Genomic DNA, 12,616 nt, shown 5'->3' on the forward strand with positions numbered 1-12,616 from the left:
CACCACCCCACTCCCGACCCAAGCAACATCAACTTTGGCCGACCAAGATCAGCTCATAGCCTACTCGCGGATTCGAGTCTGATGATGATGTTCGCGAGCTGCCGCTTGTGGCTTCGCCGAGCCTCACGTTTTGTCTTGTTGTCGGTGACCCGTTTCGCCATGTACTCTTTCGCCGGCGGGTGGCATCGGACTTGCGTGACGTGCACGATGTGCAGAACAGAGTTGACAGCTCGATTGCCGCCGAGGTCGAGTCGGTGCCGACGGGCCGGCCCGTGACCTTCACCCGACGAGAGGGCGACGGGCGCGATTCCGCACCAGCGTGCAAACTGGGCCTCGGTCGTGAACCGGCACGGATCGCCGATCTCGACCAGAAGATCCATGGCTGTGACCACGCCGACACCGCGGACCTCTGTGAGGGTGCAGCCAAGGTCGCTGAGGAGGGCGGGAATCTGTCGGTCGAGTTCCTTGATCCGCGCCGTCAGGGTGATGATGTCGTTCAGGCTGGCCGCGAGCCGGTCGAGCTTGAGCCGCTCGGCTGGGCTGAGCAGATCGGGGTTCGCGACGCCGTCGACCAGGGACTGGAGCTGCGGGAGAACGCGGCTGGTCGAGGGCAACGTGGCGCGGATGGCGACGGGGAGCGTGACGAGTACTGCTTCGGACTCGGTGAGCAGCCGAACACGCTGCAGGACAAGAGATTCACGCCAGTCGCGGATCACCGTGAGCGTCTGCCATGTCGGGCTGGGCGCGGTGTGCTTCCCGGCCGGAGGCAGCTCGGGGTCGCTGAGGGCCTCTCGGGCGATGGCCTCCGCGTCCTCGGCGTCGGTCTTGGCCCGACGACGACGCTTACGCCGCTCCGCGGTGCGGTTGGCTTGGACTTCGCGCACGTCGTAACCCGCGGCCGCGAGCGCGAGGACCAGCGGCTGGCCGAGAAATCCCGATCCTTCGATGCCGATCCGGTCGATCGTCAGCTCGACACCGAGCAGGAACGTCAGCAGCTCATCGATACCGCCCTTGGTGATGGAGAAGGACTTGTTGTCGACCACGCCGCCTCGATGATCGAGGACTGCGATGGTAGCCGTATTCTTGTGAGGATCGATCCCCGCGACACCGTGTTCGTGCGTCAACACTTGTTCCCGTCTGCGTGGCCTATCGTGGACAGCGCAGGCCCGCGGTGTCGGCAGATCTGGGTTGAGTCAGGCAGGCTCTCTTCAAGCCAGGCACCGCGGGCCTGCGCTCACGCGGCCAGCCCGACACTTCGAATCGAAGACAGCCTCACGGCGTCAATAGCGTTCAGAGTCAGGGCTGGCCGCCTCGAGCATCGGCCGGGGAAGCAACGCCCTGACCGACTCCTTGATCTAAACACCCAGATCGCGTTCGTCGAACACAACACGGCACGGATCTCGGCATCGTAGTCGAGGAACGGAACGAACTCGGTCCAGGCGTTGCGCCACAACCGGATCATCGCCGGATAAGTGCGACCCCATTTCTCGTCGAGGTCATCGAGAGCAGCGAGAGCGGCGTCGGCGGTGGGGGCCGTGTAGATCGCCCGAATCCCTCGCTTGATCGCATCGGTGTCACGCCGCGACGTCAACCGGAACGAGTTCCTGATCAAGTGCACGATGCATGTCTGCACGATGGTCTGTGGCCACACGTTCTCCACCACCTCGGGCAGGCCTTTCAACCCGTCGCAGACCAGGAAGAACACGTCCCGCATGCCGCGGTTACGCAGGTCGGTCAGCACCCCCAGCCAGAACTTCGCGCCCTCACCACCGGAGCCGGCCCACAGGCCCAGCACGTCCTTGCGGCCGTCGACGGTGACCCCGATCGCCGCGTAGACGGGCCGGTTGGCGACCTGCCCGTCGCGGACCTTCACCATGATCGCGTCCACGAAGACCGCGACGTACACCGCATCGAGTGGCCGCGACACCCATTCCTGCATCTCGGCGATCACCGAGTCGGTGATCCGTGAGACGGTCTCCTTCGACACCGACGCCCCGTAGATCTCCGAGAAATGCGCCGAGATCTCCCCGGTCGTCAAACCCTTCGCGTACAGCGACAACACGATCTCATCGACATCCCCCAACCGCCGTTGCCGTTTCCGAACGATCTGGGGTTCGAACGTCGAGTCGCGGTCTCTCGGTACCTCGATCTCGACCTCCCCGACAGCATCGGAGATCACCGTCTTCGACCGGTGACCGTTCCGGTTGTTCGTCGATTCCCGGTCCGGGTCGGCCCGGTTCTTTGCATGCCCGAGGTGCTCGGTCATCTCCTCCCCGAGCGCAGTCTCCAGAACGTTCTTGGTGAACAGCTTCAACAGCCCATCCGGGCCGGTCAGCTCCAGGCCGCGTGCTCGCGCGTCGGCCACCATCGCCGCCGCGGCGGCCTGCTCGGGCGAGAGCTGACGCCCTGAACCCGTCTCATCCTTGGCTGAACCCACAAGGTCCGATGTCATCACTCACCCGGACTCTTCACGGGCTGTGCCGGTGATCTCCGACCCCAACTGAAGAAAGTGCCTCGTGACCAGGTAAGACAGCGGGTGTCGAAGCCCTGTCCGCCATGGTCGAGGAGGCACTTTCCGAGTGCAGACTACAAGCACGCGCCCACCGGTCATCGTGACCGCCGACGGCGCTGGGGTGGTGTCGCACGTCGGGTCGCGTCTGCTGGCCGATGTCGCCGACCGGACCACGTTGGCCAGTGAACTCTCGACCGCGCTCGCACCGCTGCGACGAGCTCGGGCGCGTCATGATCCGGGGCGGGTGCTGGTCGATCTGGCCGTCGCGGTCGCCGACGGGGCCACGAGGATCTGCGAGATCGCGGTCCTGGCCGATCAGGGCGCGGTGTTCGGGTCGGTGGCATCGGACTCGACCTGCTGGCGACTGCTCGACAAGCTCGACGAGCGCCGGTTGTCCTCGATCGCGGCGGGGCGGGCGCGGGCCCGGGAGGTGGTCTGGGCCCAGCACGCCGACGTCGATGGTCGCGCGTTTCCCGCGGCTCGGGTCGCCGGCCGCGACCTGCGCCGGCACGGCCGGGACGTGCTGGTGATCGATCTCGACGCCACGATCGTCATCGCCCACAGCGAGAAGGAACAGGCCACGCCCACGTTCAAGAAGACGTTCGGGTATCACCCGATGCTGGCGTTCTGCGACAACACCGGCGAGTTCCTCGCCGCCCGCTTGCGCCGCGGGAACGCCGGTGCGAACACCGCCGCGGATCACATCAGCGTGCTCGACGACGCGCTCGCCCAGATCCCTGACGCGTTCCGTCACGGGCACCCGATCCTGGTCCGCACCGACACCGCGGGCGCCACGAAAGCCTTCCTCGCCCACATCCGAGCGCAACAAGACACAGCGGTGAGCTGTGAGTTCTCCGTCGGCTGGGCCGTCACCGACCGCGAACGCACCGTGATCAGCCTGGTCCCGAAGACGGTGTGGGCCGAGGCGGTCGACGCTGACGGCGGGCACCGTGACGGCGCCGGGCTGGCCGAGATCACCGGCTTGCTCCCCGCCTCCGCGTTGGTCGACTACCCGGCCGGGACCCGCGTTGTCGTCCGTCGTGAACGGCCGCATCCCGGCGCGCAGCTCGATGCGTTCGAGGAGCGTGACGGCTGGCGCTACACCGCGTTCGCCACCGACACCCGCGTCGGGCAGCTCGCCTTCCTCGACGCCCGCCACCGCGCCCACGCCCGGGTCGAGGACCGGATCCGCTGCGGCAAGGACACCGGCCTCAACCACTTCCCGTCCCGGTCCTTCGCCGTCAACGCGGCGTGGTTGACCGTGGTCATGCTCGCGGTCGACCTGATCACCTGGACCCAGCGCCTGCTTCTCGACGGCGACCTGGCGAAGGTCGAGCCGAAGGCGTTGCGCTACCGGTTGTTGCACACCGCCGCGCGGATCACCCGCGGGCAACGCCGAGTCTGGGTCCGCATCCAACGGTCCTGGCCCTGGGCGGTCGATCTCGCCCGCGCGTTCGCGCGGCTGTGCGCGTTGCCTGTTCCTGCTGGTTGATCTCCGAAGCCCGACACGACGAGCGGCGGGAGCTCCCGGCAGAACGCGCAGGCCGGCCCCTTCGCCATGCCCACCCATCGAACGAACCGGACCGGATCCGCCGCCAGCCGATCACGCGGTCAATCCGCAGCTCCGTGAATCACCAGGGCTAGCTCGGCGTCTGCCCCCACACAACCAGGCCCCTGAGCTGCCGGAACGGCAGGTTGAAAAAGGCTCAGTACCACCCGTCGGCCCCGTTCCGCGGCGACCGACACCAACGACACCACCACCACCGATGCCGCCGTCGACGCGGCGGCCGACTCGGCCCCCGCAGTGGACGACACCACGACCGACACCGCGACCGACGTTGCGGCCGGTGAGCCGGGCGACACCACCGACACCACCGGCACGGACAGCGTCGATGATGCGGACCTGTCGTCGGCGACGTGGGCGGATGCGATCGTGTGGCTTGCCTTGCAGTCCGGTAGCCGCCCGACGATGCCCGAAGTCATCGTGGCGCAGTCGGTATGGGACGCGCTGCACACGTCGCCCGGGGTGTCCGCGCGGCGGATGGCGGCCGACGCCGAAGACCGCGGGGTCGTCTTGGACGTCGCCGCTGTGGACCGGGTGCTCACCCGTTTTCAGCGGGTCGGGATCGTGACCGCCGACCAGGACGGACAGGTCACCCGGTGGGCGCCGGTCACCCCGGGCGCGATCATCGCCAACGCCCGCAAGGCCGCGATGATGGCGGCCAGCGGGGCGACGTCGTCGGCGACGGCCGGGGGTCGCCAGACCAACGACGGCGGGACCGCGCTACTGCCGGGGCAGCTCAAGACGATGGTCGCGACCCACTTGCGCGACCACGCCGATCAGGATTGGTCGCCCGGTGAGATCAGCAAGGCGATCGGCGGCAAGAGCCCCGGGGCGATCAAGAACTCGGCCGACCGGATGGTCGACGCGGGCACGGTCATCGTCACCGCGGACCGTCCGCGCCGCTACCAGTGGGCCGACGACGTCACCGCCGACGACACGACCGACGACACCGTGGCCGACGTCGAGTCGGACTCGGACACCGACGGGCAGTGAGCCCTTTTCAACCTGCCGTTCCGGCAGCTCAGGGGCCTGGTTGTGTGGGTGCAGACGCCGAGCTGGCGAGCCGGTGACCTGTGCAGCTGTGGTCAGAGCAGTTGCGCTGCAACCTTCGCGATCTCCTGACGCAGAAGCTCGCTGGTCAGGTTGAAAAAGGCTCAGTGACCCGCACCCCGGTCACGCTACAACCCGGGGCACAGCACCCCGGGGAACCGATGTGAACGGCCCCGACTCGGCGTTGCACCGCCGGGCCAGGGCCTGACCGTTCATCCTGACAAGACCAGGAGTCCCGGCTATGTCCAAGCCTGCCAGCAACACCCCCGACGATCACACCCCCGACGTCGGTTTCGATTCGCCAGGGCATCGAGTCGATTCGGCTCGCCCACCGCGGCACCGGCAGCGCTGGCCGCTGCCGCAGCCGGTGACCGGTCGCCGTAGCGTGGTCGGGCACGCTGTGGTGATCTTCCTGTGCGGTGTCGCGTTCGCCGTCGCGATCATCGCCGCCGTGTCCGTTGTTGGGGGGTGGTGACCGTGTCCGCGTCCGACTCGCTGCGACGGGCCGTCATGGATGCCCTGCACGCCCACTACCGCAACGCGCCCGATGAACCACGCGACCCTGACCAGGGCGGGGCGGGGTGCTCTGCCTGCCAGCGCGGCACCGGCGACCACGCCACCTTGACCCTGAACCCGGACGACGACGGCACCGGCGACGCCTGCCCCGCATGCGGACAGGCCACGTCGACGTTCGTGCACACCCGGTCCGGGTGGACCGGGTACATGCACCCGACGTGCGCCGCCGCCCACGACGCCCGCCCGGTCCCGGCGTGTGTCGGTGCCGCCGACCTGTGCGGGGCCGGGGTGGGTGAGCGGTGCGAACCGTGGTGCCCGTCCTGGGCAACCGACCCCACATTCGACGACTGACCATCCGGGGACCACCGTCCCCCGCATCACCCCCGGCCGGGCCGGACACCGTGACCACGCGGGTGTCCGGCCCGGCCGTCGTCGTGCGCCGGGGGGCCCCGCCGCTGGCAGAGCAGGCACCCCCTTGGGGACGGCGGGCCCGGCCGCCGACCCCGGGGGGGGGGGGGGGGGCGGGACGGGCCCGTGCTAAGAGGTCGTTGCAGAAGTCCGGGAGCGGGTGCTGGGGGTGCGAGGAGCGGTGGGAGCATCGCAGCATGGCGAGGCCTCGGGTGACGACGAAGACGAAGATCTTCCGGATCGAGATCGTGTTGGTCGATGTCGAGCCGACCGTGCGACGGGTGGTCGAGGTTCCGGGTGAGGCCAGCCTCGCGGTCCTGCACGAGGTCGTGCAGGACGCGATGGGCTGGACCAACTCCCACCTGCACGAATTCGAGATCGACGGTGTCCGCTACGGGCTGCCTGATCCGGATTGGGACACCGGCACGCTCGACGAGGCCAAGACGAAGTTGTTCCGGGTGCTGGCTGCCGGTGATGACGCCGGCTACGTCTACGACTTCGGCGACAACTGGCACCACGTTTTGGTCGTCGACGCGGTCACCATCCCAGAGCCTGGGGTGCGGTACCCACGCTGTGTCGAGGGTCAGGGTGCGTGTCCGCCCGAGGATGTGGGCGGGGTGTTCGGCTACTCGGAGTTCGTCGACGCGCTCGCCGATCCCGATCATGCTGAGCACGCCGAGCGGGTCGAGTGGTGGGGCTCGGACCGGTTCGACCCACACCACTTCGACCTCGTCGCCACCGACCGAGCGCTGGAGCGTTTGGCCGGGGCGAGCGCGACGGCGCGGTCCTGATCCACCGCGAGGGGTCGTTCAGGGCAGACGGCGCAAACAGATCAACGCGCACGCCAGTTTCAGCAAGGCCTCGATGCTGGTGCGGGAGCGTTCGTAGCGCAGCCCGAGCCGCCGGAACGACAGCAGCCAGGCCATCGTGCGCTCCACGACCCACCGGACCCGGCCGAGCCGGGAGGAGTCTTCGACTCCGCGGCGAGCGATCCGCACCCCGATCCCGCGCCCGGTCAGGTAGCGGCGACACCGTGGATAGTCGTAGCCCTTGTCGGCGTGCAGCTTGCCGGGACGCCGCCGCGGGCGTCCGGCCTGGCCGCGCCGTTCGCGGACGCCGGGGTTGGTGTCGAGCAGCTCGGCCAGTATCCGGCTGTCGTGGGTGTTCGCGCCGGTCACGACCGCGTGCAGCGGCAGGCCGTTGCGGTCGCATAACACGTGGTACTTCGACCCGGCCTTCCCACGATCGGTCGGCGAGGGCCCCGTCTGTTCGCCGCGGCGCTTGGCGCGCACGCTGACCGAGTCCACCGCAGCTCGCGACCAGTCCAGAACCCCGGCCTGGCCGAGCCGATCGAGCACTACTCGGTGCAGCTCATCCCAGACCCCCGCCCGCTGCCAGTCGCGTAGCCGTCGCCAGCAGGTGGTCCCTGATCCACAGCCCAACTCGGGCGGCAGGTCGTTCCAGCCGATCCCCGTGGTCAGCACGAACACGATCCCCGCCAGCGCGGCCCGGTCCGGTACTGGTGGCCGGCCGGTCCGCGCGCCTCGCCGACGTGGCCGAGGACGGGGAAGCAGCGGCTCAATCAGCTCCCACAGCTCGTCGGTGACCAGTCGTTCGACCGTCGATGCCCTTGCCATCAACTCTGAGCATCACCCGACCAGGTCCATCTACATAGGACCAACACGCCCCGACTTCTGCAACGACCTCTAAAGCGGGCCGGGTGGGTGTCCGGGTCGCTGGCAGAGCAGGGGGGGGGTTGTCGGTTGGGCGTCCCGGTCCGGCCGGTGGTGCAGGGACGGGGCAGGCCCGGGACGCGTGGTCGTGAGCCGGGGCGGGCGGCACCCGGCCGCCGGTGATGGCGCGTCGCGGGGCCCGGGGATGCCGCGGGCACGAGTCGTTCCGCGAGTCGACTCGCACCGACTCGCACGTTGAGCCACGCCACCCGCATCACGGCGCGACAGAGCCCGCGGCGGCGGGCCACGCGGACGAGTCGCCGCATGATCCGAACCCGGGCCTGTCCGGAGCCCGACGACGTCGACGTCACGCAGGATGACTCGCGTCGGCCGGGCGGTTCGGCTTCCGTCTCGCCGTTGCCGGCATCGCCGAGCCCGCTCGCCGCGGGCAACTCGGCCGGATCCCGTTCGGCGCGACCCTCCACATACCTGAAGTCCACAATGGACTTTTGGTATGTGGAGGGGGTTCGGCGCGCCGTGCGCGCGGGGGAGGGGTGCTACTCGGCGGGCTCGGGCAGGAGCATCCAGCCCCAGTCCATCGTTTCGGTAGTGGCGGGGATGGCGCGGCCGGTGATGATGACGCCGCCGGGGATGGGGTCGGCGCCGTCGACGGGGTCGAGCCAGGAGGCGTGCATCCGGATCGGCTCGCCGTCGATGGTGCGGGAGGTGTCCCAGGTGTCGGAGAGCATGTCGAACAGTTCGTAGGTTCCGGCGGGCAGGTACACCCCGGTCCGGTCGTGGGTCATGCTCGTGTTGTAGAGCTGGCCGTAGGTGTAGAAGCCCTCGTCGAGCCGGACCCGGGCGCTGCGCACGAGCTGGCCACCCTCCTCACCGGGCCGGAACAGATCAGAGATCTCATCGGTGGCGATGTTGGTCGACGCCGGTCCGGGCGGAAGCGCGGCAAGAGCGGCGGAGGTGGGTACGAGGGCGAGCGCGACGGCCGCGACGAACACGGCCAGGACAGCGGCGAGGCGCCGGAATGCGGGCATGACAAGGTCTCCGATCAACGGTGGGGTGAGTTCGGCTCCCGGGTGAGTCCCGGGAGCGTTCGAGGGCGGTCGGCGCGAGCGCGCCGGTGCCGCGGACGTCCAGGCCGCTCGCTCGCCCGCGGAAGCGGTGCGAGGTGTTGGCGGCGGGCCTAGCGAGCCATGGGCCGAGAGCGGCCGGCTCGACATCAGCGCGTCGAGATGCGCCCGGTACTGGTGTGGGCGTAGCCGATGAACTCGACCCGACACGTTCGTCCAGGCGGCGCGTGTGCGTGTAGAGTCACCGCCAGACCCGATTCCGCCTCGCGCGGGAAGTCATCGGAGCTGACCTTTGGCTGGCCGGTTGCCTGGCAAGGACCGGTAAATACACAGTTCGAGGACCGAGTCAGCTGCCAGTGACACCACCCTTAATCGGATCTGCACGACCCCCTGGATCCGCAGCAGGGGCAGTTCTACTCCACACCAACTAGGGCATGTCTCCCAATAGGCGTGACCAGGTGATGCAGGCGCTGAGGACGGTGGCGGCGCGATAGGTGATGGCGAGTTTGTCGTAGCGGGTGGCCAGCCCGCGCCACTGCTTGGTCAGGGCGAAGTGGCGTTCCACGACGTTGCGGCCCTTGTAGGTCTCAACGTCGAGTCCGGGTGGTCTGCCGCCGAGGGAGCCGCGGCGTTTGCGGGCGGCGATCTCGTCGCGTTTCTGCGGGATGACGGTGGTGATCGAGCGGCGGGCCAGTGCGCGCCGGTTGACCCCGGATGAGTAGGCCCGGTCGGCCACCACGGCGTCGGGTCGGGTGCGGGACCGTCCCGCGCCGAGGCGGGGGACGCGGATGTCGGCCAGGACCTGCTCGAGCATGGCGCCGTCGTTGCGCTGCCCGCCGGTCACCACCACCGCCAGCGGCCGGCCCCGCCGGTCGACCGCGGCATGGATCTTCGTCGTCAGCCCGCCACGGGAACGGCCGATGCCGTGACCTGCGGGTTCTCGCGGTCCGCCGAGCGGGCTGGGCATGAACCCGTCAGGGGATTTCGTGTAGTTCGACCGTGCCCCCTGTGTCCTGCTCGGGGCGGGTGGTGTTCGTGGCGTGCTGGTGCGCCCGGTTGATCGTGGCGTCCACCGACACCTGTCAACACCGTCCAGTCGATCTCGCCCTTGGCGTCGGCCTGGGCCAACAGTGCGGCCAGCACGGTGTCCCAGGTGCCGTCAGCGGCGTAGCGGCGGTGTCGCTTCCACACCGTTTGCCAGGGCCCGAACTGCTCCCGCGGCAGATCTCGCCAGGGGATCCCGGTTCGGTATCGGAAGATGATCCCCTCCACCACGCGGCGATCCTCGCCGAACGGGTGCCCACGCCGCCCGGCGTTGGAGGGCAGCAGCGGCCCGATCAACTGCCACTGAGCCTTTTTCAACCTGCCGTTCCGGCAGCTCAGGGGCCTGGTTGTGTGGGTGCAGACGCCGAGCTGGCGAGCCGGTGACCTGTGCAGCTGTGGTCAGAGCAGTTGCGCTGCAACCTTCGCGATCTCCTGACGCAGAAGCTCGCTGGTCAGGTTGAAAAAGGCTCACTGAGCATCCGAGAGCAGCGCGAACCTCGACGAACTCACCGGCTCATCCTGCCGGCAGTCCGGACACCCATATGGGAGACACGCCCTAGGGCGTGTCTCCCAGATAGGCGGAGCGGGGTGCGCGATGCTTGATCGGTGCCGCGTACCGCTGTCCTGACTGATGTCCAGTGGGCCCGTCTGGCGCCGCTGTTGCCCTCCTCCGAGGGTCGTCGCGGGCGCCCGTTCCGCGATGACCGCCGGGTGCTCGAGGGGATCATCTACCGGTATCGGTGCGGGCTTCCCTGGCGCGACGTCCCAGCCGAGTTCGGGCCGTGGCAGACGTTGTGGAAGCGGCACCGCCGCTACAGCGGCGACGGCACCTGGGACCACATCCTGGCTGCTCTTCTGGTCGAGGCCGACGCCGCCGAGGTGCTCGGGTGGGCGGTCAGCGTGGACTCCACGATCATCCGTGCCCACCAGCACGCCGCGACCCTCAAGCGCGACACAGGGGGCCGGATCGAACTACACGAATCTGCTCGCCGAACCAGCAGATCACGCGCTGGGACGGTCCCGCGGAGGGCTGTCGACGAAGATCCACCAGCTCGTTGACGGGCACGGCCGCCCGCTGGTGGTCCTCCTCGGCCCCGGCCAGGGCGGCGACTCGCCAATGTTTCCGCACCTGATGGCGCACCTGAGCATCGCCCGACCGGGCCCGGGACGACCCCGGACCCGGCCCGAACGCGTGCGCGCGGACAAGGCCTACTCCTCACGCGCGATCCGCCGGCACCTGCGCGAGCGCCGGATCATCGCTGTCATTCCGGAGCCCTCTGACCAGCAGGGACACCGCAAACGACGGGGCTCACGCGGTGGCCGACCGCCCGCATTCGATCCGGTCGACTACCGAAACCGCAACGTCGTCGAGCGCGGGTTCTGCCACGTCAAGCAGTGGCGCGGGCTGGCCACCCGTTACGACAAGCTCGCCCTGACCTTCCGCGGCGGCGCCGTCCTGAAGGCAATCGTCACCTGGCTCCGCGCATTGGGAGACACACCCTAGTCGACTCGCTGACCGCACGGTGCTCCGAGGAGTTCTTGACACGCTGGCGAAACGGCTCGACGGCCGCCCGGCGGCTGCCAGCGTCGTGAGTAAGCGGCGGCGAGTCCTGTTCAACGTCCTGGAGTACGCCGTAGAGCGGCAGCTACTCACGACCAACCCGCTGTCCACGTTCAAGTGGACCGCGCCCAAGGTCTCGGCGGGAATCGACCGGCGGACAGTGGTCAACCCGGTTCAGGCCCGCACTCTGCTGGTCGCAGTCGATCAGACACAACGGAGCGGCCCGCAACTGGTGGCGTTCTTCGCCTTGCTCTACTTCGCTGCGCTCCGGCCGGAGGAGGCGGCGAACGTTCGGAAGCGCAATCTCTCGCTGCCGTCGTCCGGGTGGGGCGAGATCTACATCGACGAGGCCGTTCCCTACGCCGGAGCTGACTGGACCGACACCGGTGAGCAGCGCGACGTCCGTCAACTCAAGAACCGGGCACTGGGGGAGGGGCGGACTGTCCCGACGCCGCCGGAGCTGACCGCTCACCTGAACCGTCATCTGTCGAGTCGCCCGCTCGGGGTCGACGGGCGGCTGTTCCCAGGGGAGCGGGCCCTGGAGCTTCCGAAGCTCACGTACATGCGGACGTGGCGGGCGGCGCGGCAGCGGGCGTTCACCGCCGACATTGCAGCCGGGCCGCTCGGGGCGACGCCCTACACGCTGCGGCACGCGTGTGTGTCCACGTGGCTCAACGGCGGCGTCCCGGCGACACAGGTCGCCGAGTGGGCCGGGCACTCAGTGGAGGTGCTGTTGAAGGTCTACGCGAAGTGTCTCGACGGCCAGGACACCGTCGCGAGACAGCGAGTCGAGGCCGCGCTCAACGGCCGGTGATCGTGGGAACGTCCTGGGAACGGGACGTGGGAACACCCTGGGAACAAGTAGCCGTCAACAGCCACCCATGGCCGGTGACCTCCGGACACAACAAGATCGGCCCCTCACCCTGTCTTACCAGGTGAGGGGCCGATCTTTGCTGTTGGCACAAGGTGTGCCCCCGGCGGGATACATACAGGAACTGCGCTACCGCCCCCGCTCGGGGAGTTGACCATGTGTGCGACGCTTCGGCTCGCGCGGCAACGTCGACGAGGCGAAACCCGGACCAGGTGATCGCCGCGCGTTGTCGTCGGTCAAACGCCTCGATGGAGGCCGTTACGTCAGACGCGGCGACACGTGCGGAGGTCGCTCATGTCGTCCGACAGAGTTGCTTCGAGGTTCGTGTGGCG

General features: G+C 68.9%; 10 protein-coding genes and 3 pseudogenes. 7 read left to right on the forward strand and 6 right to left on the reverse strand.

The features are described 5' to 3' along the window. Positions 1-53: 53 nt before the first annotated feature. Together AFB00_RS17130 and AFB00_RS17135 are read right to left on the reverse strand one after the other, a co-directional pair. Positions 54-1,127, reverse strand: a complete 1,074-nt coding sequence (locus AFB00_RS17130; protein ID WP_083275289.1) for an IS110 family transposase — start codon at positions 1,125-1,127, stop codon at positions 54-56. 215 nt (positions 1,128-1,342) lie between these two features. Then, positions 1,343-2,452 (reverse strand): annotated as a pseudogene (locus AFB00_RS17135) (IS256 family transposase); the annotation flags it as partial. A gap of 127 nt (positions 2,453-2,579) precedes the next feature. Between AFB00_RS17135 and AFB00_RS17140 the strand changes: the two are divergent. Further along, on the forward strand, positions 2,580-4,004 hold the full coding sequence (locus AFB00_RS17140; RefSeq protein ID WP_068797110.1) for an IS1380 family transposase: 1,425 nt from the start codon (positions 2,580-2,582) through the stop codon (positions 4,002-4,004). A 119-nt stretch (positions 4,005-4,123) separates the two neighbouring features. On the opposite strand, the gene AFB00_RS33325 is transcribed toward AFB00_RS17140, so the two are convergent. After that, the gene (locus AFB00_RS33325) at positions 4,124-4,495 is read right to left on the reverse strand and encodes a hypothetical protein (RefSeq protein WP_156819583.1); all 372 of its coding nucleotides are present in this window, start codon (positions 4,493-4,495) and stop codon (positions 4,124-4,126) included. A 1-nt stretch (position 4,496) separates the two neighbouring features. On the opposite strand from AFB00_RS33325, the gene AFB00_RS17145 reads away from it, so the two are divergent. The 4 genes from AFB00_RS17145 to AFB00_RS17155 all read left to right on the forward strand — a co-directional run bounded on the left by AFB00_RS17145 (position 4,497) and on the right by AFB00_RS17155 (position 6,841). Continuing rightward, entirely contained in the window at positions 4,497-5,069 is a 573-nt protein-coding gene (locus AFB00_RS17145) for a hypothetical protein (protein WP_156819584.1), read from the forward strand. 298 nt (positions 5,070-5,367) lie between these two features. Then, positions 5,368-5,601, forward strand: a complete 234-nt coding sequence (locus AFB00_RS33330) for a hypothetical protein (RefSeq protein ID WP_156819585.1) — start codon at positions 5,368-5,370, stop codon at positions 5,599-5,601. Between the two features lie 146 nt (positions 5,602-5,747). Continuing rightward, on the forward strand, positions 5,748-5,993 hold the full coding sequence (locus AFB00_RS33335) for a hypothetical protein (RefSeq protein WP_156819586.1): 246 nt from the start codon (positions 5,748-5,750) through the stop codon (positions 5,991-5,993). Between the two features lie 254 nt (positions 5,994-6,247). Continuing rightward, the gene (locus AFB00_RS17155; protein ID WP_060713948.1) at positions 6,248-6,841 is read left to right on the forward strand and encodes a plasmid pRiA4b ORF-3 family protein; all 594 of its coding nucleotides are present in this window, start codon (positions 6,248-6,250) and stop codon (positions 6,839-6,841) included. A gap of 18 nt (positions 6,842-6,859) precedes the next feature. On the opposite strand, the gene AFB00_RS17160 is transcribed toward AFB00_RS17155, so the two are convergent. The 3 genes and pseudogenes from AFB00_RS17160 to AFB00_RS36260 all read right to left on the reverse strand — a co-directional run bounded on the left by AFB00_RS17160 (position 6,860) and on the right by AFB00_RS36260 (position 10,191). Then, a complete protein-coding gene (locus AFB00_RS17160) occupies positions 6,860-7,687 on the reverse strand; it encodes an IS5 family transposase (RefSeq protein WP_060713947.1) in 828 nt (275 codons plus the stop codon). A 593-nt stretch (positions 7,688-8,280) separates the two neighbouring features. Beyond that, positions 8,281-8,772, reverse strand: a complete 492-nt coding sequence (locus AFB00_RS17165) for a hypothetical protein (RefSeq protein ID WP_068798076.1) — start codon at positions 8,770-8,772, stop codon at positions 8,281-8,283. A gap of 463 nt (positions 8,773-9,235) precedes the next feature. Next, a pseudogene (locus AFB00_RS36260) lies at positions 9,236-10,191 on the reverse strand (IS5 family transposase). A 267-nt stretch (positions 10,192-10,458) separates the two neighbouring features. Here AFB00_RS36260 and AFB00_RS32030 point away from each other — a divergent pair. Further along, positions 10,459-11,356 (forward strand): annotated as a pseudogene (locus AFB00_RS32030) (IS5 family transposase). A gap of 19 nt (positions 11,357-11,375) precedes the next feature. After that, positions 11,376-12,227: a tyrosine-type recombinase/integrase gene (locus tag AFB00_RS17180; RefSeq protein WP_083275594.1), complete on the forward strand. Its 852-nt coding sequence runs from the start codon at positions 11,376-11,378 to the stop codon at positions 12,225-12,227. The last annotated feature ends 389 nt before the right edge of the window (positions 12,228-12,616 follow it).

It is taken from the genome of Pseudonocardia sp. HH130630-07 (assembly GCF_001698125.1).
In the GTDB taxonomy this organism is placed as follows: Bacteria; Actinomycetota; Actinomycetes; order Mycobacteriales; family Pseudonocardiaceae; genus Pseudonocardia.

What these genes read in the sequence shown, in the direction of transcription:
- AFB00_RS33325 (WP_156819583.1), bottom strand. Translation starts at nt 4,495, where the DNA reads ATGACTTCGGGCATCGTCGGGCGGCTACCGGACTGCAAGGCAAGCCAC.
- AFB00_RS33330 (WP_156819585.1), top strand. Translation starts at nt 5,368, where the DNA reads ATGTCCAAGCCTGCCAGCAACACCCCCGACGATCACACCCCCGACGTC.
- AFB00_RS17155 (WP_060713948.1), top strand. Translation starts at nt 6,248, where the DNA reads ATGGCGAGGCCTCGGGTGACGACGAAGACGAAGATCTTCCGGATCGAG.
- AFB00_RS17160 (WP_060713947.1), bottom strand. Translation starts at nt 7,687, where the DNA reads ATGGCAAGGGCATCGACGGTCGAACGACTGGTCACCGACGAGCTGTGG.
- AFB00_RS17165 (WP_068798076.1), bottom strand. Translation starts at nt 8,772, where the DNA reads ATGCCCGCATTCCGGCGCCTCGCCGCTGTCCTGGCCGTGTTCGTCGCG.